The sequence below is a fragment of the Janthinobacterium sp. TND4EL3 genome, from assembly GCF_900156175.1.
Taxonomy (GTDB): domain Bacteria; phylum Pseudomonadota; class Gammaproteobacteria; order Burkholderiales; family Burkholderiaceae_D; genus Janthinobacterium.
In genome coordinates this window covers 93183-114130 of sequence record NZ_FTMV01000011.1, presented here as the reverse complement: position 1 = coordinate 114130, position 20948 = coordinate 93183, and the positions used below count along the sequence as shown (strand labels likewise).

At 62.1% G+C, this 20948-nt stretch carries 19 protein-coding genes; 14 read left to right on the top strand and 5 right to left on the bottom strand.

The annotated features are described in order from the left end of the window. Positions 1 to 4 precede the first annotated feature (4 nt). From BXA07_RS30270 to BXA07_RS17600, 5 genes are all read right to left on the bottom strand, one after another. Positions 5 to 880 (bottom strand): hypothetical protein, encoded by an 876-nt coding sequence (locus BXA07_RS30270; RefSeq protein ID WP_139335633.1) that lies wholly within the window; start codon positions 878 to 880, stop codon positions 5 to 7. Positions 881 to 1264: 384 nt separating this feature from the next. After that, a complete protein-coding gene (locus tag BXA07_RS30265; RefSeq protein WP_139335632.1) occupies positions 1265 to 1696 on the bottom strand; it encodes a hypothetical protein in 432 nt (143 codons plus the stop codon). A 60-nt stretch (positions 1697 to 1756) separates the two neighbouring features. Further along, positions 1757 to 2632, bottom strand: a complete 876-nt coding sequence (locus BXA07_RS30260; protein WP_139335631.1) for a hypothetical protein — start codon at positions 2630 to 2632, stop codon at positions 1757 to 1759. Continuing rightward, entirely contained in the window at positions 2629 to 3906 is a 1278-nt protein-coding gene (locus BXA07_RS29790; protein ID WP_083708371.1) for a hypothetical protein, read from the bottom strand. Before BXA07_RS29790 ends, BXA07_RS30260 begins: the two co-directional genes overlap by 4 nt. Beyond that, positions 3899 to 4450 carry a PAAR domain-containing protein gene (locus tag BXA07_RS17600; protein WP_083708378.1) on the bottom strand — a complete coding sequence of 184 codons (552 nt, stop codon included), beginning with the start codon at positions 4448 to 4450 and terminating at the stop codon, positions 3899 to 3901. Before BXA07_RS17600 ends, BXA07_RS29790 begins: the two co-directional genes overlap by 8 nt. A 151-nt stretch (positions 4451 to 4601) precedes the next feature. Here BXA07_RS17600 and BXA07_RS17595 point away from each other — a divergent pair, with 151 nt between their 5' ends. From BXA07_RS17595 to ahpF, 14 genes are all read left to right on the top strand, one after another. Further along, on the top strand, positions 4602 to 4811 hold the full coding sequence (locus BXA07_RS17595) for a VF530 family protein (protein WP_076569390.1): 210 nt from the start codon (positions 4602 to 4604) through the stop codon (positions 4809 to 4811). Between the two features lie 11 nt (positions 4812 to 4822). Then, a complete protein-coding gene (locus BXA07_RS17590) occupies positions 4823 to 5101 on the top strand; it encodes a DUF4404 family protein (protein ID WP_076569388.1) in 279 nt (92 codons plus the stop codon). Between the two features lie 356 nt (positions 5102 to 5457). Then, positions 5458 to 7713, top strand: a complete 2256-nt coding sequence (locus tag BXA07_RS17585; RefSeq protein WP_212592332.1) for a YgiQ family radical SAM protein — start codon at positions 5458 to 5460, stop codon at positions 7711 to 7713. Between the two features lie 139 nt (positions 7714 to 7852). Then, positions 7853 to 8734 (top strand): EamA family transporter, encoded by an 882-nt coding sequence (locus BXA07_RS17580; RefSeq protein ID WP_076569384.1) that lies wholly within the window; start codon positions 7853 to 7855, stop codon positions 8732 to 8734. Between the two features lie 232 nt (positions 8735 to 8966). Continuing rightward, positions 8967 to 9902, top strand: a complete 936-nt coding sequence (locus BXA07_RS17575; RefSeq protein ID WP_244556328.1) for a sugar ABC transporter substrate-binding protein — start codon at positions 8967 to 8969, stop codon at positions 9900 to 9902. Between the two features lie 86 nt (positions 9903 to 9988). Next, positions 9989 to 11542, top strand: a complete 1554-nt coding sequence (locus BXA07_RS17570) for a sugar ABC transporter ATP-binding protein (protein WP_076569380.1) — start codon at positions 9989 to 9991, stop codon at positions 11540 to 11542. An 18-nt stretch (positions 11543 to 11560) separates the two neighbouring features. Further along, positions 11561 to 12532 carry an ABC transporter permease gene (locus BXA07_RS17565; RefSeq protein ID WP_076569378.1) on the top strand — a complete coding sequence of 324 codons (972 nt, stop codon included), beginning with the start codon at positions 11561 to 11563 and terminating at the stop codon, positions 12530 to 12532. A 9-nt stretch (positions 12533 to 12541) separates the two neighbouring features. Further along, complete coding sequence (locus BXA07_RS17560; RefSeq protein ID WP_076569376.1) at positions 12542 to 13600, top strand: LacI family DNA-binding transcriptional regulator; 1059 nt, start codon at positions 12542 to 12544, stop codon at positions 13598 to 13600. Then, on the top strand, positions 13597 to 14505 hold the full coding sequence (gene rbsK, locus BXA07_RS17555) for a ribokinase (protein ID WP_076569374.1): 909 nt from the start codon (positions 13597 to 13599) through the stop codon (positions 14503 to 14505). Before BXA07_RS17560 ends, rbsK begins: the two co-directional genes overlap by 4 nt. A 4-nt stretch (positions 14506 to 14509) precedes the next feature. After that, positions 14510 to 14902, top strand: coding sequence for a D-ribose pyranase (gene rbsD / locus BXA07_RS17550; RefSeq protein WP_076569372.1), 393 nt, complete (start codon positions 14510 to 14512; stop codon positions 14900 to 14902). A 205-nt stretch (positions 14903 to 15107) separates the two neighbouring features. Beyond that, positions 15108 to 17885 (top strand): EAL domain-containing protein, encoded by a 2778-nt coding sequence (locus BXA07_RS17545; protein WP_076569370.1) that lies wholly within the window; start codon positions 15108 to 15110, stop codon positions 17883 to 17885. A gap of 178 nt (positions 17886 to 18063) precedes the next feature. Further along, entirely contained in the window at positions 18064 to 18462 is a 399-nt protein-coding gene (locus BXA07_RS17540) for a DUF3597 domain-containing protein (protein ID WP_076569368.1), read from the top strand. Positions 18463 to 18649: 187 nt separating this feature from the next. Beyond that, positions 18650 to 19213, top strand: coding sequence for an alkyl hydroperoxide reductase subunit C (gene ahpC / locus BXA07_RS17535; protein WP_071326099.1), 564 nt, complete (start codon positions 18650 to 18652; stop codon positions 19211 to 19213). Positions 19214 to 19309: 96 nt separating this feature from the next. Continuing rightward, positions 19310 to 20905, top strand: coding sequence for an alkyl hydroperoxide reductase subunit F (gene ahpF, locus BXA07_RS17530; protein ID WP_076569366.1), 1596 nt, complete (start codon positions 19310 to 19312; stop codon positions 20903 to 20905). Positions 20906 to 20948 lie beyond the last annotated feature (43 nt).

Below are 20948 nucleotides of genomic sequence, written 5' to 3'. Positions count from 1 at the left end.
GGCCTCAATAATTCCAGAATTCATTGAGGTCATCCTGATATTCCGAATCGGGATAGAGCGGCTGGCGCGGCGGGCGCTCTGGCATGGGGTAGCCGTGCTTGCGCGTCCAGGCGCGCAGGTCGGCAATCACGCCGGGCCGCTCGCCGGCCGGGCATTCGTGCAGGCATAGCCACTGCTTGCCCTGCATGCCGATGACGGGTTTGGGCGGGTCTTCAAAGCGTGACCAGCCCACCAGTTCGCCAATGAAGTTGCCGCGCTTGCTGTAGGTGGTGACGTCGACATACGGCCGTCCGGGGTCGTACAGCTGGGCGGTCCATTCGCGGCAGCCGACATGGCCGCGAGGATCCCGTGCTTGCCAATAAGCGTCATATCTGAAGGAGTCCAAGGTGGTGCACACGGCCGGAGAAAAGCTGGTATCGCCGGGGATGCCTTGGTTCCAATCAGCAATCTTATATGGTTTTTCGGTGGAGTCGAGGGTACGGATCAAGACCAAACTGTTGATCCGTGACAGCTTTCCGGTGAATTGCGACAGCAAACTGCTGCTGTTCACAACGTGTCCGTCTTGATCAAATAGGAAAAGGGAGGTAGCCATATCTCTCGACTTCGCATTAATAACATGCGTAGACTCTGCAAAGAGTTCATAGACGCTAAGATAAAGACGGGATCCGTTTTGGATGCTGTCTGCTGCGTTAACTTTCTTGCCGAAAACAATATTTTCTTTCATGTGTTTATTTGCATTCAGGAACAAGATATAGCGCATTGTCCATGGTACGTCGCGCCACTCTCTGGATGGGTCTCGTTCTTTTGCCGAGGATGTTGCGTGGGCGCTTGCCATAGAGATCAGGGTCACAAGCAAGAGAAAGGGAAAAGAAGATTTCATAGAATTTTTGACTCTTTCACAGTGATATGAAGATGATGCGCATGCGTTTTTTCGTTATCGCTGCGTTGTTTGTTTGCTATTTTTGGGTGCTGATCGCCAGTATTGGATTCCATGTACCAAGGATCGAAGACCTGTGTTATTGATGGATTTTTTTCTAATCGATCACGCATGGCATTCAGGAGCTTTGGCTCATTCTGCTCTCGCTCCTTGTCCCATTTACGACTGTACAGGCATGGCCGCGAGGGGCGTCTGATTGCCAATAAGCACCGTAGCGATGAGAGTCCAGGGTGGTGTACACGGCCGGCGAAAAGCTGACATCACCAGGAATGCCTCGGTCCCAATCGGCAAATGCGTATGGCTTGCTGGCCGGATCGCTGATGCGGATCAGGACCAGACTTTCAATAATGGAGCGCCTGGCGTTGAACTGGGACAGAAAGGGATCGGTATTGAGCACACGGCCATGCTCATCGAACGAGATAGAGAGCGTTGAATTGCTACCGTCTTTGATGCAATGATGCTAGCCGTGGATGAAAATAGTGCGATGGCATCAAGATAAAGCAAGTTTTTCCCATTTTTGCCGTCTGAGCGATTGAATTTGTCGGCTGACTTGAACTCTGCTTTCATGCCTGCGGCCGTATCGATCAAAAGCACATAACGTATCTTCCAAGGAACATCTAACCATTCCCGTGAAGGATCACGTTCCACTGTAGCTGGGGAGGCGTGCACGCCGCTAACCGCGTACATTAAAGCAATCACGGCATAAAAGAAGCGATGGCTCATCATGTTTCCATTGTATTGGTCGTTGGGTAAAGGCATGATTCGCAGTGTTTCGTTCGGACGGCAAACACCTGCCTGCCTCGATGATCGTGATTTCCTTCAGTAATTCCAGAATTCGTTGAGGTCATCCTGATATTCCGAATCGGGATAGAGCGGCTGGCGCGGCGGGCGTTCCGGCATGGGGTAGCCGTGCTTGCGCGTCCAGGCGCGCAGGTCGGCAATCACGCCGGGCCGCTCGCCGGCCGGGCATTCGTGCAGGCATAGCCACTGCTTGCCCTGCATGCCGATGACGGGTTTGGGCAGGTCTTCAAAGCGCGACCAGCCCACCAGTTCGCCAATGAAGTTGCCGCGCTTGCTGTAGGTGGTGACGTCGATATACGGCCGTCCGGGGTCGTACAGCTGGGCGGTCCATTCGCGGCAGCCGACATGGCCGCGGAAGTCGTCTGATTGCCAATAAGCACCATAGCGATGAGAGTCCAGGGTGGTGCACACGGCCGGCGAAAAGCTGACATCACCAGGAATGCCTTGGTCCCAATCGGCAAATGCGTATGGCTTGCTGGCCGGATCGCTGGTGCGGATCAGGACCAGACTGTTGATATATGAGAGCTTGCCCATGAATGGCGATAGAACGGAATTCTTGTTCATGACGCGTCCATTTCGATCAAACGAGATAAGCACGGTAGCGACAGGTGCTGAGCGTGATCCCCTAAGTGAAACAATTTTGGCGAAGAGTTCCTGAGCCTCGAGATATACCATGGGCTCCTCATACTTCCCGTCTAATGCATTCATGCTTTTGGCGATGGCGATACCAGTCGCCATATGTTTTTTGGAATTGAGGAAAAGGACATAACGTATGCTCCAGGATTTATCGAACCATTGACGTGAAGGACGCTGTTTCGTCTCCACAGTATTGGCATTTGCGCTGCCGGCTACGCAGGCTAAGGCGCATAAGATCAGCGAAAATAGATAGTTCATAAAATTTGAGGGTCATTCAGAGTGAGATGAAGATGATCGGCATGAATTGTTTCGTTCTTGCTACGTTGTTCATTGGCAGTCTGAGGAGATTGATCACGGGTGTCGCCTTCCATGTACCAAGGGTCAAAAACTTGTTTAACTGATGGGTTTTTTTGTAACTGTTGCCGTAGCTCATGCATTAATTTAGGTTCATTTAGATTGCGTTCGTCGTTCCACCTAGCCCTTGCTAGCCTTTCTTTGTTAATTTTTTCCATTTTCTCTTTTTGTGTTGATTCAGTTTGCGTCGCGAGGCGTTCTCCAGAAATTGCACGCGCCTGCTGTTCTGCCAATATGAGTTCGTCATACAACTGCTTTTCCCGGGCGCGAACATTCGGATTCCTGCCCCCCGCGCCAGTCAGTCCGACGCGGTTGATGTGCACTGCTTGACTGGCGTTGGCGATGTAGACGATATCGAGCCCCAGGCCGGCGCGGTGGGCGATTGAACCGAGCATGGGCCGCCAGCACGAGGTCACATGCACTTCGGTGACGCCAGCCTTGTGCGCTTCGCTGAGCAGGGCGGCGAAGGCGGCCGGGTGGGTGCGCGGCAGCACGTCCTTGAGCAGGGAGCAGTAGGTGATGTTGGCGCGCGCATTCTCGGAGTCGGCGAAGGCGACGCGCAAGGCATGCGCCGGGGTCGTGTCGCTGGCGGGAAACTGGACCAGCAGTTGCGCGGCGGGCAGGCCGCTGTAGATGGCGCGCACGGCGACGCGCACGGCGGGCGGAGTTTCTGGCGGCAGGATGGCGTCGGCTTGCGCCGCGGTATACAGATGCGAAATCTGCATCCAGATGTCGCCCGTCAGCAGGGCCTTGTAGCAATCGACGGCGCGCTCGCCCGCCTGGCGCGTGACCGATGTGCCCACCACGGCGCGCGCATGGCCGATGCGGCCTTGCTTTTCCGTGATGAGGACTTCGACGTCATGCTCGCCCACTTGCAGCGCATACACGGGTTCTCGCCGGAAATCGGGATGCACATCGCTGTTGAGAAACAAGGCGACGCGCGCACCCGGTGCCGCCAGCAACTCGATGCTGCGCTTGCTGCCGCTCAGCTTGCACAGGCTGGCTTCGGCTTCCTGCACCTTGCCATCGATCGATACGCGATACGGCAGCGCAAGGTCGCGTTTCGTCGCGCTCGTATCGAAGACGTAGCGCACCTTGCGCCGGGCGCTGACATTGACCGTCGTCAAGGAAGTGCTTGCCGCCAGCGTGCCGGTCGCGGCGGGTGTCGCTTCAGTCATGCTCGCCGCCAGGCTCCGTTGCCGGGGCCGCTGCTTCGCTTTCCCAGAATAACTGGACGCTGGCCGGGTCGTGGCCGCTGACCGTCCCGGTGCGGCCGTCGCTGTCAGTCACGCCGCGTACCGTGCGGCCATCAGGCAATAGCATGCGGTACGGCAGGCCCGGCACCGGTGCGCCCGACGCTTCATCGAGCGCGCGGAAGGCCGCGCTGTAGTTGCCAGCGGCGGCAGCGGGCGCCATGGTGGCCGTTGCCGTTGCCGTTGCCGGCGCTGCCGCCGGCGCATCGTCGATCTGCATCGTATGCTGGGTCGCCATCAGCTTGGCGCCGCATGCCGTGCGCATGCCATCGACGGCGGTGCCGATGCCGGCATATGTATGAAAAGCCAGGCCTTCGGCGATGGGAAAGTTGCCCTTGCATTTGGGACAGAAGGTCATGTGTCCCCGCTGCGCTACCTGGCGCCCGTTGGTGGTCACGTTGGCATTGCCTTCCAGTACTTTACCGCCGTGGCTGGTGGGATCGCCCTTGCAGATGACTGCGCGCATCATTTGCTTCTCCTGCGGAAACAAAAGTTTCAATATAAATGGCTGGTGAATTAGCAAGCTGATCTGGCGCAAGTGATATGCCTTGCGGGAGCGGGCGGGCAAGAGGATTTATGGCAGAATCGTGCCTGCCAACTTTTACGAGTAAGATAAAGCCATGAGCAAGGAACTGCAGGGACTCACGCTGGAAACCATCCTGACGCGTCTACAATGCCATTACGGCTGGGATGGTCTGAGCAAGCACATCGATATCAATTGCTTCATCAGCGATCCCAGCATCAAGTCGAGCCTGAAGTTTTTGCGCAAGACCCCGTGGGCCAGGAGCAAGGTGGAACAGCTGTACCTGGACACGCAATTTACTGACTGACAGGAAAAAACATGGATAGCAAACTCAAGGAATCGTTACAACAGCTGCAATCGACCATCGCGTCTGGCGATCCTGTGGATGAAGAACTGCATGGTTTGCTGCAAAAACTCGATGGCGACATCCAGCTGCTGCTGGAAAAGCGCGCCGCGCAGGAACAGGAAGAAGAGTCGACCACATATGGACTGGCCGAGCGCAGCCAGGAATTGTCGGCCAAGTTTGCCGTCAAGCATCCGAAACTGGAACCGGCGCTGCGGGAATTGGGGGAGATTCTCGCCAATATGGGAATTTGATGTACCTCTGAAAACCTATTGCGCAGCCCACTGCCGGGCATCCGTTGCTCACCGTATGTTCGTACGGCTCTGCTACTCAACCCGGCATGGAGCTTGCTCGCTACGGTTTTGAGAGGCGCCGAGATGATGTTGATGCAATGATAAAAACTGCTCCTCAGTCACAATTTCACGATGGAAATTCCCCAAGTGATTGAAAAATAAACGTTTTTTGTACGTAAATCCAACAGTAAAAAGCAGGCCGTCAGGTTGGAAATGGCCAATTCCGGTACAATCCGTACCCTATGAGCTCCCCTACCAATTTATTTGCGACCGTTCCCAAGCGGTCTGCCCGCGCTGCCGTGGCGCCTTTCCTGCCGATGTCGCGTGCCGAGATGGACGCGCTGGGCTGGGATCAGTGCGACGTCATCCTCGTCACGGGCGACGCCTACATCGACCATCCGAGCTTCGGCATGGCCCTCGTTGGCCGCCTGCTCGAAGCGCAGGGTTATCGCGTCGGCATCATCAGCCAGCCGGACTGGCTGTCGGCCGACGCCTTCCGCATCCTCGGCAAGCCGCGCCTGTACTATGGCATCACGGCCGGCAACATGGATTCCATGGTCAACCAGTACACGGCCGACCGCAAGATCCGCTCCGACGACGCCTACACGGCCAATGCCGAGCCGAACAAGCGCCCTGACCGCGCCGTCACCGTGTACGCCCAGCGCGCGCGCGAAGCGTATTCCGACGTGCCCATCGTCATCGGCAGCATCGAGGCGTCCTTGCGCCGCATCGCCCATTACGATTACTGGTCGGACAAGGTCCGCCGTTCCGTCTTGCCCGATTCCAAGGCCGATTTGCTGATCTTCGGCAATGCCGAGCGGGCGCTGGTCGACCTGACGCACCGCCTGGCCGCCGGCGAACACATCAAGGATATCCGCGACTTGCGCGGCACGGCCTTCATGGTGCCGTCCGGCTGGCTGCCCGGCGAGGACTGGGGCGTGCACAATTCCACCCGCGTGGACGTGCCCGGCAAGATCGACCCGCATTACAGCCCCTACGAGATGGTGCAGGAAGACAAGACCGCCTGCGCCACGGAAAACGCGTCGAAATCGGCCGAAGTCATCAAGCCCATCCGCATCATGAGCCGCGAAGAGCGCCTGGCCATGGCCAAGGAAAAGCACGACAAGACCGTCGTGCGCCTGCCGTCCTACGACGTCGTCAAGGATGACCCCGTCATGTATGCGCATGCGTCGCGCGTGTTCCACCTGGAATCGAATCCCGGCAATGCGCGCGCCATGGTGCAGGCGCACGGCGAGCGCGACGTGTGGCTCAACCCGCCGCCGCTGCCGCTGGCCATGGACGAGATGGATGGCGTGTACGACATGAATTACGCGCGCGCCCCGCACCCGAGCTATGGTAAGGCGCACATCCCCGCCTGGGAAATGATCCGCTTTTCCGTCAACATCATGCGCGGCTGCTTCGGCGGCTGCACCTTCTGCTCGATCACGGAACACGAGGGCCGCATCATCCAGAGCCGTTCGGAACCGTCGATCCTGCGCGAAATCGAGCATATCCGCGATAAAACCAAAGGCTTTACGGGCACCATTTCCGATATGGGCGGTCCGACGGCGAATATGTACCGCCTGGCCTGCAAGGAAAAAGAGATCGAAGTGTCGTGCCGCCGCCTGTCGTGCGTGTACCCGTCCATCTGCGTGAACCTGGGCACGGACCACAGCAAGCTCATCTCGCTGTACCGCAAGGCGCGCGCCATTCCCGGCATCAAGAAAGTGCTGATCAGCTCGGGCTTGCGCTACGACCTGGCCGTGCGTTCGCCCGAGTACGTGAAGGAACTGGTGACGCACCACGTGGGCGGCCTGTTGAAGATTGCCCCTGAGCACACGGAAGAGGGGACGTTATCGAAGATGATGAAGCCCGGCATCGGCGCCTACGATGAATTCAAGGAAATGTTCGACCGTTTCTCGCTGGAAGCAGGCAAGAAGCAATACCTGATCCCGTATTTCATCGCCGCCCATCCGGGCACGACGGACCTGGACATGCTGAACCTGGCCCTGTGGCTGAAGAAAAACAATTTTAAATTGGACCAGGTGCAGACCTTCATGCCTACGCCGATGGCCATGGCCACGACCATGTACCACACGCGCAAGAATCCGCTGCGCAAGGTGACGGCCGATTCGGAAGTGGTGGAAACGGCCCGCAGCGGCAAGATCCGCCGCACGCATAAAGCCTTCCTGCGCTACCAGGACCCGGCCAACTGGCCGATTTTGCGCGAAGCGCTGGTCAACATGGGCCGTGGCGACTTGATCGGCAATGGCGACAAGCATTTGATACCGGCCTGGACCTCATCCGAGTCGGGCGGCCTGGCCGCTGGCGAACGCAGCCGTCAGACGCATGGCGCCGGCACGCCGGACAAGTTCAAGGTCACGCCGGGCAAGAACCGCATCGCCCTGGGCGGCACGGCCGCCGCGCCGAAGGCTACTGCCGTCGAGTCGAAAGTGCGTCCGTCGATCTTGTCGACCATCAAGACGAAGGCCAAGCCTGCCGCCGCGCCCGTGGGCCGTGGCGCCAAGCCGGCCGCCAAGGGCGGTACGCCAGCCCGCAGCGGCCGCCGCTAAGCTTTCAGCGTTGCAACAAGAACCCGGCCTGCGCGCCGGGTTTTTTTATGTCCGGCAGCATTGCCCACGCCGGCGAATTTATCTTGACATCAAGATAGTATACGTCCACACTCGATTTATCTTAACGTCGAGATAGTTCATGTCCACCTCTGCTGCCCGCCCCGCCTGGGGCGATATCGTGCTCACGGCGCTGGCGCCCCTGATCTGGGGTTCCACGTATATCGTCACGTCCGAACTGCTGCCGCCGCACCGCCCGTTCACGGCCGCGCTGATCCGCGTGCTGCCGGCCGGCCTGCTGTTGCTGCTGATCATGCGGCGCCTGCCCGCGCGGCGCGACTGGGGCCGCGTGCTGATCCTGTCCGCCTTGAATATCGGCGTGTTCCAGGCGCTGCTGTTCGTCGCCGCCTACCGCTTGCCGGGCGGCCTGGCGGCCGTGGTGGGGGCCATCCAGCCGCTCTTGGTGATGGGCCTGGCCTGGGGCGTGGAAGGGCGCCGCCCGGCCCGCCTGGCCCTGGGCGCCAGCGTGCTGGGCGTGGCCGGCATGGCCGTTCTGTTATTGTCGCCGCGCACGGTGTGGGAACCCGTCGGCATCGCCGCCGCGCTGGGCGGCACGGCCTGCATGGCGGCCGGCACCTACCTGACGCGGCGCTGGAAGCCGGACTTGCCCGTGCTGGCGCTGACGGGCTGGCAATTGCTGCTGGGCGGCCTGATGCTGGCGCCCGTCGCCTGGCTGGCCGATGCACCGTTGCCGGCGCTGTCGTTGCAGCAAGTGCTGGCCTACGCCTACCTGTGCCTGGCCGGCGCGCTGCTGGCGTATGCCTTGTGGTTTCGCGGCATCAGCCGCCTGTCGCCCGTGGCCGTCTCCTCGCTGGGACTGCTCAGTCCCCTGATGGCCGTCGTGCTGGGCTGGGCCTTGCTGGGCCAGGCCATGACGGGCTGGTCGATGCTGGGCTTGCTGCTGGTGCTGGCCAGCGTGCTGGCCGTGCAGTGGGCCAGCGCCCGTCCCGCAACAAACGCCTGACTTGCGCGTGTTCTTCCTCGGCAGGCCGGTCGTATCGGCCTGCCCGTTTCCCTCTGGGCGTCCCTTTTTTGCTGCACCGCACATACAGTTTTGCTTGCACTGATATGGGGCATTGAGGCACTATTCGCTTCGCGCAAACGTTTGCGCGCAACGAATTTCCTAAAAAGCATGCAGTACACGTGCTTGACCAACCCCTCTGGAGACGCTCATGACATCCCGTATTCGCCTGAAAATGATTGCCGCCGCTGTCCTCGTGTGTGCCTTGCCCGCCGTGCCGGCGATGGCGCAGACGCCAGCAAAGCCGAAGGTGGCGCTGGTGATGAAGTCGCTCGCCAATGAATTTTTCCTGACCATGGAAAATGGCGCCAAGGCGCATCAGAAGGTCAATGCCGCCAAGTACGACCTGCTGTCGAACGGCATCAAGGATGAAACGGATACGTCGAGCCAGATCAAGCTGGTCGAGCAAATGATCGTTTCGCGCGTCAATGCGCTGGTGATTGCCCCGGCCGACTCGAAAGCGCTGGTGCCCGTGCTGAAAAAAGCCATCGACGCGGGCATCATCGTCGTCAATATCGACAACAAGCTCGACGATGGCGCCCTGAAAGAGAAGGGCATCACCGTGCCCTTCGTCGGCCCGGACAACCGCAAGGGCGCCAAGGTCGTCGGCGACTTCCTGGCCAAGCAGATCAAGAAGGGCGACCCCGTCGGCATCATCGAAGGCGTGTCCACCACCTACAACGCGCAGCAGCGCACCCTGGGCTTCCAGGACGCCATGAACGCGGCCGGTGCGAAAGTGGTCAGCGTGCAGTCGGGCCAGTGGGAAATCGCGCCTGCCAACACGGTCGCAGCCGCCATGCTGAACGCCAACCCGAATATCAAGGCTTTGCTGTGCGGTAACGACAACATGGCCATCGGCGCCGTGTCCGCCATCAAGGCGGCCGGCAAGACGGGCAAAGTGCTCGTCGTCGGCTACGACAACATCAACGCCATCAAGCCGATGCTGGCCGATGGCCGCGTGCTGGCTACCGCCGACCAGTTCGGTTCGCAGCAAGCCGTGTTCGGCATCGAGACCGTGCTGAAAGCCTTGGCGCAGAAGAAGAAACAGGCCGATCTCGGTGGCGTCATCGAAACCAAGGTCGAACTGGTCGCCAAGGGCGCCAAGTCCTGATCGTCTGATCCCGCCGGGGCCAGCGTCCGCGTCTCTGCCTGAGGCTGCGGCGCCGGCCCCGCCGCCTTTTTCCGCGGAGTTTTATCATGCCTACCGACATCCCCCCGGCGCCCTCAGCCGCCATCCCTCTATTGACCCTGGACAACATCGGCAAGTCCTATGTCGGCCCCGTGCTGGGCGGCGTGCGCCTGCGCTTTGCCCCTGGCCAGGTGCTGGCGCTGACGGGAGAGAACGGCGCGGGCAAGAGCACCCTGTCGAAGATCATCTGCGGCCTGGAGCAAGCCACGACGGGCACGATGCTGCTCGACGGCAAGCCCTACCAGCCCGCTTCGCGCGGCGCCGCCGAGGCGCTGGGCATCCGCATGGTGATGCAGGAATTGAATCTGATTCCCACGCTGTCGATCGCGGAAAACCTGTATTTGAAAAACCTGCCGCAGCGTTTCGGCTTTATCGACCGCACCCGTCTCGAACGCGACGCGCGTGAACAGATGGAGAAAGTGGGCCTGGGCGGCCTGGACCCGTGGACCTTGGTTGGCGAACTGGGCATCGGCCACCAGCAGATGATCGAGATTGCGCGCAACCTGATCGGCGCCTGCCGCCTGCTGGTGTTGGATGAGCCGACGGCCATGCTGACGCATCGCGAAGTGGAATTGCTGTTCCTGCAGATCGAGCGCCTGAAGGCCGACGGCGTGTGCATCATCTATATTTCCCACCGCCTGGAAGAACTCAAGCGCGTGGCCGACCGCATCGCCGTGCTGCGCGACGGCCAGCTCGTGTGCGATGACGATATCGCCGGCCACTCCGCCGCCGACCTGGTCAGCCTGATGGTGGGCCGCTCGGCCGACGATGCCGTCGACCTGAGCGGGCGCACGATAGGCGCGCCGCTGCTGCGTGTGCGGGGCCTGGCGCGCGGCAAGGTGGTCAACCCGACCTCGTTTGACTTGCGCGCGGGCGAAATCCTCGGCATCGCCGGCCTCATCGGCTCGGGCCGCACGGAATTGCTGCGTTTGATCTTCGGCGCCGACCGCGCCGACGCCGGCGACGTGTTCCTCGGCGACAGCGAGGTGCCCGCCGCCTTGCACTCGCCGCAGGCGGCCGTGCAGGCCGGCATCGCCATGATCACGGAAGACCGCAAGGGCCAGGGCTTGTTGCTGCGCCAGTCCATCGCCGTCAACACCACCCTGGCCGCGCTCGACACCGTCAGCGGCGCCGGCTGGCTCAACGACGCGGCCGAAGCGACGGTGGCCGACGATTATATCCAGCGCCTGGGCATCCGCTCGCGCAACAGCGCGCAAACGGTGGCGGAACTGTCCGGCGGCAACCAGCAAAAAGTGGTGATCGCCCGCTGGCTGTACCGCGACTGCCCCGTGATGCTGTTCGACGAACCCACGCGCGGCATCGATATCGGCGCCAAGTTTGATATCTATCAGGTGCTGGCCGAGCAGGCGCGCCAAGGCAAGGGCCTCGTCATCGTGTCGAGCGACTTGCGCGAACTGATGCTGATCTGCGACCGCATCGCCGTCATGAGCGCGGGCAGCATCGTCGACACCTTCGAACGCGGTGCCTGGAGCCAGGACGCGCTGCTGTCGGCCGCCTTCTCCGGCTATTTGACCCCCACTTCCACTCCAGCTGCGGCCTGATCCGCCGGAAAGATTCCCATGACTATCCACTCCTCTCCTTCGTATCTGCAGCGCAGCCTGGCCGACCTGAAAAACTATGCGGGCCTGATCGGTGCTTTGCTGGCCATGTGCGTGCTGTTCTCGTTTGCCAGCGAAAACTTCTTTACCCTGGCGACCTTGAGTACCCTGTCGAACAACATCCCGACCCTGGTCGTGATGGCCGTCGGCATGACGTTTGTGCTGATCATCGGCGGCATCGACCTGTCCGTCGGTTCCGTGATGGCGCTGGCCGCTTCCGTGCTGTCGCTGGCCGTCGTGCACTGGGGCTGGCCCGTGTGGAGCGCGGCTTTGCTGGGCATGTTCGTCGCGGCCCTGTGCGGCGCGACGACGGGCCTCATTTCCGTCGGCTGGCGCATCCCCTCGTTCATCGTGTCCCTGGGCGTGCTGGAAATGGCGCGCGGCATGGCGTATCAAGTGACCAATTCGCGCACGGAATACATCGGCAGCGCCGTCGACGGCATCAGCTCGCCCATCGCGTTTGGCCTGTCGCCCGCCTTCATCGCCTCGATCGCCATCGTCGTCATCGGCCACCTGGTGCTCACGCGCACGGTGCTGGGACGCCACTGGATCGGCATCGGCACGAATGAAGAAGCCGTGCGTTTGTCCGGGATCAATACGAAACCGTCGAAAGTGCTGGTGTTTGCCCTGATGGGTTTCCTCGCCGGCGTGGGCGCGCTGTTCCAGGTGTCGCGCCTGGAAGCGGCCGACCCGAACGGCGGCGTGGGCATGGAATTGCAAGTGATCGCCGCCGTCGTGATCGGCGGCACGAGCCTGATGGGCGGGCGCGGTTCCGTCATCAGCACCTTTATCGGCGTGTTGATCATTTCCGTGCTGGAAGCGGGCCTGGCGCAGGTGGGTGTATCGGAACCCGTGAAACGCATCGTCACGGGCCTGGTGATCGTTGCCGCCGTCGTGCTCGACACTTACCGCCGCCGCGGCGAGCGTTCATAATACCGGCCCATGGCAACCATCAAACAAGTGGCGCAGGCGGCGGGGGTATCGTTTACCACCGTCTCGCACGTCCTCAACAATACCCGCCCCGTCAGCGACGAGGCGCGCCGCGCCGTGCTGGCGGCCGTGGAGGCACTGCATTACGTGCCCAGCGCGCTGGCGCGTTCCTTGCGCAGCCGCAGCACGGGCACCATCGGCCTGATCATTCCCAACAATACGAACCCGTATTTCTCGGAAGTGGCGCGCGGCATCGAGGACAGCTGCTACGCGGCCGGCTACAGCGTGATCTTGTGCAATTCCGATGACGACCCCGTCAAGCAGCGCGATTACCTGAACGTGCTGCTGACCAAGCGCTGCGACGGCCTGATTTTGTCCGCACTGGCCGACAGCGATGGCGAACTGCTGCGCAAGATGAAGGTGCCGGCCGTGCTGCTCGACCGCGCGCCCAGCGACCTGGCCATCGATGCCGTGGCCGTCGACAACCGCGCCGGCGGGGCCTTGGCCGCGCGCCACCTGCTGGGACTGGGACGCCGGCGCCTCGCCTGCATCGCCGGTCCCCGCGAGGTGAGCATTTCCAACGAGCGCATCGCCGGCGCGCGCGGCGCCATGGCGGACGCGGGCGTGGTCCTGGACGACGCCCTGTGCGTACATGGCGATTTTACGAGCGCGGGCGGCTATGCGGCCGCGCTGGACTTGCTGGCGCTGCCCCAGGGCGAGCGCCCCGACGCCCTGTTCTGCTGCAATGACTTGATGGCGTTTGGCGCCCTGCGCGCCGCCGCCGAGCGCGGCATTGCCGTGCCCGCGGACCTGGCCGTCGTCGGCTTTGACGATATCGACCTGGCCAGCTTCGTGCATCCGGCCCTGAGCAGCGTGGCGCAGAATACGCGCGAGCTGGGCCGCATCACGGCCGCCTGCCTGCTGGCGCGCATCGCCGATCCCGCCTTGCCGCGCCAGCAGCGCAGCATCGCGCCCGAGCTGCACGTGCGCGGCTCCAGCGTGGCCGCCACCGTACCTTCTGCTGTACCTACTTTTTCTCCTGCAACTGAACTGATGGGAATGACATCATGATCGTGGTTATCGGCAGCATCAATATGGACTTGGTCTTGCGCGTGCCGCGCATGCCCCTCCCCGGCGAAACCCTGACGGGCGGCGCCTTTAGAACCATTCCTGGCGGCAAGGGCGCCAATCAGGCCGTGGCCTGCGCGCGCCTGAGCGGCAAGGTGGCGGGCGCCCAGCAAGTGGCCATGATCGGCTGCGTGGGCGATGACGCCTTTGGCGCTACGTTGCGCGCGGCCCTCGTGGGCGACGGCATCATCGACAGCCACGTCACGACCTTGCCGGGCGTGGCGTCCGGCATCGCCTCCATCCTCGTCGACGACAAGGGCCAGAACAGCATCGTGATCGCCGGCGGCGCCAACGATTTATTGAGCCCCGCGCACATCGACGCGGCCAGGGCGCTGATCGAGCAGGCCGATATCGTCGTGCTGCAGCTGGAAACGCCGATGGCCACCGTCGTGCACGCGATTCAACTGGCCCGCTCGCTGGGCAAGACCGTGGTGCTGAACCCGGCCCCGGCGGCCAGCCTGCCGGACGGCGTGCTGGAACTGGTCGACTACCTGATTCCGAATGAAATCGAGGCGGCCATGCTGGCCGGCGTCAGCCCGGAAGGCGCGGACGCCAAGGCGCTGGCGGCCGCGCTGCAAAAGCTGGGCAGCGACAACGTCATCATCACCCTGGGTTCCAAGGGCGTGCATGCGGCCCTGTATGGCGGCGATTTCACCTTTCCGGCCGAAGTGGTGCAAGCCGTCGACACGACGGCTGCCGGCGACACCTTCATCGGCGGTTTTGTGGCGGGCCTGGCGTCCGGCATGGACGAGGCGGAAGCGATTCAACAAGGCCAGCGCGCTGCCGCCTGGAGCGTGACCAAGCCCGGCGCGCAAACCTCGATTCCCCACCTGCACGAGCTGTTCTGAGACCATGAAAAAATCACCGCTGCTCAATATTGCTCTGTCGCAAATGATCGCTTCGCTGGGCCATGGCGACATGCTCGTCATCGGCGACGCGGGCCTGCCGTCGCAGCCGGGCGTGCCCCTGATCGACCTGGCCCTGACGCGCGGCATACCCGGCTTCATCGATACGGTGAACACCGTACTGAGTGAAATGCAGGTGGAATACCATTTGCTGGCCAGCGAATTGCCGCAGCACAATCCGGCCATGGCGGCCCAGGTGGCGGCCTTGTCCCTGCCCGATGCGCGCCAGGTGACGCATGACGAGTTCAAGCAATTGAGCAAGGGCGCGCGCGCCATCGTGCGCACGGGCGAGTGCAGTCCGTATGCCAACATCATTCTGGTGGCTGGCGTCGTGTTCTAGCGCAAACTATTGTCAGATTGTTTGCCAAAAACCGCAACGTTATTGTTTTCAGAGAAATAATTATCCATCGGCAAAAGGCGCGGCGGAATAGCCGCTACAATAACCTGACCCCTGCCAGCTCGGCAGGCTTCGATGGTTTCCTGCCATGCCGATGGAAGCAGCCCGCGCTTTCCGACTCCCCTGGCCGCCGCATGCAGGCAGGCGGGTGCTCGGCTGCCTGGCCCTGCTGGCGCTGCTGTATTGCTGGGCGACACCGGCCCGGGCGCTGGAGCGCGTCGTCCTGCAGCTGAGCTTTACCCATCAATTCCAGTTTGCCGGCTATTACGCGGCCATCGAGCAGGGCTATTACCGCGAGGCGGGCCTGGACGTGCAGCTGCGCGAGGGCGGTGACGGCAAGCGCAGCGAGGCGGTCGTGCTGGCGGGCCAGGCCGAGTATGGCGTGGGCAACAGCAGCCTCTTGCTGAGCCGCCTGGCCGGCAAGCCTTTGGTGGTGCTGGCCGTCGTGTTCCAGCATTCGCCCAGCGTGCTGCTGATGCGCCAGCATGGCGGCGCGCCGGATGTGCGCCGGCTGGCGGGCGCTGCCGTGATGCTCGGTTCGCCTGCGGATGTGCCGGCCGCTTCCGATGAAGTCTCGCTCTTCCTGCGAAAAATGGGCGTTGACGGGGCCAGCCTGCGGCGCTTGCCGCCCAGCCACCGGATCGACGATTTGATCAATGGCAAGGTCGAGGCGATTGCCGCCTATTCCACCAACGAGCCCGACTACCTGGACCGGGCCGGTTTTTCCTATTATCAGTTCACGCCGCGCACGGCCGGCATCGATTTCTACGGCGACAACCTGTTTACCAGCGAGCATGAATTGCGCCGCCATCCCGAGCGCGTGAAAGCGTTCCGCGCGGCCAGCCTGCGCGGCTGGCAATATGCGATGGCCCACCGCGAGGAAATGGCGCAGTTGATCCGCGTCAAATACAGCCAGCGCCACGACAGCGCCCACCTGCTGTACGAGGCACAGCAGATGGAACTGCTGCTGCAGCCCGTGCTGGTGGAACTCGGCTACATGAATCCCCAGCGCTGGCAGCATATCGCCGATACCTATGCCGCCATGGGCGTGCTGCCGCGCAAGGCCACGGACAGCAGCGCCTACCAGGGCTTTTTGTATCGCCCCGTTCCCGGCGCCGACCTGGGCGGGCTGTACCTGTCGCTGGGCGTGGCGGGCGGCCTGCTGGCCGTGTCGGCAGCCTTCCACTTCAGCAACCTGGCGCGCGAACGCCGCCGCACGGAAGAAACCATCCGCCAGGGGGAATTGCGTTTTCGCACCATGTTCGAGGAAGCGCCCATGGGCATCGCCCTGATCGATACCCTGAGCGGGCAGTTTATCGACATCAATCCGCGCTATCTCGCCATCGCCGGGCGCAGCCTGGAGCACATGAAACGGTCGAGCTGGATGGAGATCAGCCATCCCGACGACGTGGCGGGCGAGCAGGAGCAGGTGGCGCAGCTGCTGGCGCGGCGCCTGCGCGGCTTTCGCCACGCCAAGCGCATCGTGCGCCCCGACGGCGCCATCGTCTGGGTCGACGCCTCGGTGACGGCCATCGACACGATGCGCCATGGCGGCCCGCACCACCTGTGCATGCTGGAAGACGTGACGGACAAGCGGCAATCCGAAGCGCTGATCTGGCAGCAAGCCAATTTCGATACCCTGACGCAACTACCGAACCGCCGCATGTTCCACGAGCGCCTGCGCCTGGCGCTGGCCCAGGGCCGGCGCGATGCGAGTCGCGTGGCCATCCTGTTCATCGACCTTGACCATTTCAAGGAGGTCAACGACACCCTCGGCCACCACCAGGGCGACATCCTGCTGATCGAGGCGGCGCGGCGCATCCGCGTGGGCGTGCGCGAGACGGATACGGTGGCGCGCCTGGGCGGCGATGAATTCACGGTGATCCTGTCCGACCTCGACGACCTGCAGCAGGTGGACCGCATCGCGCGGCAAATCCTCGACGGCTTGCTGGCGCCCTTCGTGCTGGGGCAGGAGCAGGCCTTCGTCTCGGCCTCGATCGGCATCACCCTGTATCCCGATGACGCGGCCACCATCGAGGATTTGCTCAAGCATGCGGACCAGGCCATGTATGTGTCGAAAGGGGCGGGACGCAACCGCTACAGTTACTTCACGCCCGCGCTGCAGGTGGCGGCCGTCAACCGCATGCGCCTGGGGGCGGACTTGCGCACGGCCCTGCGCGAGCAGCAGCTGCGGCTGCTCTACCAGCCCATCGTCGAATTGCGGGGCGGCCGCATCGTCAAGGCGGAAGCCTTGCTGCGCTGGCAGCATCCGCAGCGCGGCCTCGTGGCGCCGCCCGATTTTCTTGCCCTGGCCGAAAGCAGCGGCCTGATCGCGGACATCGGCGACTGGGTGCAGCAGGTGGCGGCCGCGCAACTGCTGCGCTGGCGCGCGGCCGGCCACGCCAGCGGGGAGGACTTGCAGCTGTGCATCAATATGTCGCCGCTGGAGCTGCAGCGCGAGGCGGAAGCGCCCGGCACCTGGCTGCGCCAGCTGGCGGCCCTCGGTGTGCCGGCCTCGGCCGTCGTGCTGGACGTGCGCGAGGACGTGCTGCTGGGCAGCGGCATGGCGCAGCGTCTCCAGCATTTGCGCGCAGCGGGCGTGCAGATCGCCCTCGACGATTTCGGCAGCGGCCATGCTTCGCTGACGCAATTGCAGCAGTGCGCCATCGATTACCTGAAGATCGACGGCGCCCTGATCCGCAAGCTGGCGCCCGCTGCCACCGAGCTGGCCCTGTGCGAGGCCATCATCGGCGTGGCGCACAAGCTGGGCTTGCGCGTCATCGCCGAAGGGGTGGAGACGGAAGCGCAGCGCGTGTTGCTGCTGGGCATAGACTGCGATTACGCCCAAGGCCAGTTGTTTGCACCGCCGCTGGCCATCGAGGCGTTCGACGCGCTGCTGCAGGCCAGGCGGCCCTTGCCCCCTTGAAACAGGCACGCACTGCCACCAGATTTTACGCAAGCCTGCGGGACAGGGCTCCCGGCCTGAACGGGCTTATACTCGACGGGCTGGCGCCTGCGCCCGGCTCCAGCTGTCACCGGTTCGCCACATGTGAACCGGGCGCGCAGGCAACTCTTCTTCCATTCACTCAACTCGAGGTGACCTCATGGGCATTTTCAGCAATATCTACAACAAGATCTTCCACCATTCATCCGACGCCGCCCCGGCAGCCACGCCAGCGGCCGCCACCGACGCGCCAGCGGCGGCCGCACCGGCGGCAGCGCCTGCACCGGCCGCCGCCGTGCCGGTCGTCGACGTGGAAGTGGTGCTGGTCGACCTGGCCAGCAAGAACGCGGAAAAACTCAATTGGCGCACGTCCATCGTCGACCTGATGAAACTGCTTCAACTCGACAGCAGCCTGGCCTCGCGCAAGGAACTGGCGCAAGAGCTGCATTTCACGGGCGACACCAACGATTCGGCCAGCATGAATATCTGGCTGCACCGCCAGGTGATGATCAAGCTGGCGGAAAACGGCGGCAAAGTACCGGAAGAGTTGAAAAATTAAAGACCCGGCGGCAGCAAGGGGATACCTTGTTGTCGCTGTTCAATCCCGTGGGAACTGCCTATCATGGAGTTCCCATGGCGTCATGATAGCTAAAACCAATTGAAACTATTGTGACAATCAATTTTGCATATGGGTTAAAACCCCTTACACTAGAGTCTTACTGATTCACCACACGAGAGGAAATGAAATGTCGCTCATCAATACCCAAGTTAAACCATTCAAGGCAACCGCATACCACAATGGCAAATTCGTCGACCTGACGGAAGCGTCCCTGAAAGGCAAGTGGTCGGTATTCGTGTTCTACCCAGCCGACTTCACCTTCGTTTGCCCAACCGAACTGGAAGACCTGGCCGATCACCACGCCGAGTTCCAGAAGCTGGGCGTCGACGTGTACGGCATCTCGACCGACACCCACTTCGCGCACAAGGCATGGCACGACACCTCGGACGCGATCAAGAAAGTGCAATACGCACTGATCGGCGACCCGACCGGCGCCCTGTCGCGCAACTTCGAAGTCATGATCGAAGAAGAAGGCCTGGCACTGCGCGGCACTTTCGTCATCAATCCGGACGGCTTCATCAAAGTGCTGGAAGTGCATGACAACGGCATCGGCCGTGACGCAGCAGAACTGTTGCGCAAAGTCAAAGCCGCCCAGTACGTGGCTTCCCACCCAGGCGAAGTGTGCCCGGCAAAATGGACGGAAGGCGCCGCAACGCTGACCCCATCGCTGGACCTGGTCGGCAAGATCTAAGTCTCGATGCACGACGTAGCAAACAAGTAGTTACCGCGATGCCGGACCGGGCGTCCGGCCCGGCATACGCCTAAATATTTGTAAAGGAAGAAAAGCATGTTAGACGCAACCCTCAAAACCCAACTGAAATCCTACCTGGAAAAAGTGGTGTATCCGCTTGAGCTGGTCGCTTCTCTCGATGACAGCGCAAAAGCCCGCGAGATGAAGGAATTGCTCCAGGAAATAGTCCTGTTGAGCGACAAGATCACGCTGGTCGAGCGCCTTGACGCTGGCGTACGGGTTCCGTCGTTCAGCATCAACCGTACCGGCTCCGACATCGGCGTGCGTTTCGCCGGTGTGCCGCTGGGCCACGAATTTACCTCGCTGGTGCTGGCGCTGCTGCAAGTGGGCGGCCACACCATCAAGTTCGACGATGCCGTGATCGAGCAGATCCGCAACCTCGACGGCGATTACGAGTTTGAAACGTTTATTTCGCTCTCCTGCCATAACTGCCCGGAAGTGGTGCAGGCCTTGAATGCCATGGCCGTGATCAACCCGCGCATCAAGGTCACCACCATCGATGGCGGCGTGTTCCCGCAAGAAGTGGAAGAACGCCAGATCATGGCCGTGCCGATGATGTTCTTGAATGGCCAGCACTTTGGCCAGGGACGCACGAATGTCGAGGAAATCCTCGCCAAGCTCGACACCAACGCCGGCGCACGCCAGGCGGCAGCGTTGAGCAAGAAAGACGTGTTTGACGTGCTGATCGTCGGCGGCGGCCCTGCCGGCGCGGCAGCGGCGATCTACGCGGCCCGCAAGGGCATCAACACGGGCGTGCTGGCCGAGCGTTTCGGCGGCCAGGTGCTCGATACCCTGGCGATCGAAAACTTTATTTCCGTCAAGGAAACCGATGGTCCGAAGTTCGCCGTGGCGCTGGAACAGCACGTCAAGGAATACGACGTCGACATCATGAATACGCAGCGCGCCGCGAAGTTGACGCCAGGCAAGCTGATCGAGATTGAAACGGCGACTGGCGCCGTGCTCAAAGCCAAGACCGTCATCCTGGCCACCGGCGCCCGCTGGCGCGAAATCAACGTGCCGGGCGAGAAGGAATACCGCAACCACGGTGTCGCCTACTGCCCGCACTGCGACGGTCCCTTGTTCAAGGGCAAGCGCGTGGCCGTGATCGGCGGCGGCAACTCGGGCGTGGAAGCGGCGATCGACCTGGCCGGCCTCGTGAAACACGTGACCCTGATCGAGTTCGGCGCGGAACTGCGCGCCGATGCGGTGCTCCAGCGCAAGCTGCACAGCCTGCCCAACGTGACCGTGATCACGTCGGCGCAGACCACCGAGATCCACGGCGACGGCAAGATCGTCAATGGCCTCTCCTACACGGACCGCATCAGCGGCGAGTCGAAGAAGGTCGAACTGGAAGGCGTGTTCGTGCAAATCGGCCTGGTGCCGAACACGGAGTGGCTCAAGGGCACGGTCGCCCTTTCGCGCCACGGCGAAATCGAAGTGGACGCCCGCGGCCAGACCTCGATCCCCGGCGTGTTTGCGGCCGGCGACGTCACCACGGTGCCGTACAAGCAGATCATCATCGCCACCGGCGAAGGCGCCAAGGCAGCCCTGTCCGCCTTTGACCACCTGATCCGCTCGGATGACGAGGAAGTGGTCGACGAGTCCGCCGCGAAAGAAGCATTGACGGCGTAACTCTTCACGCTGAAAAAAAACCGGAACGGCCGCGAGGCCCTTC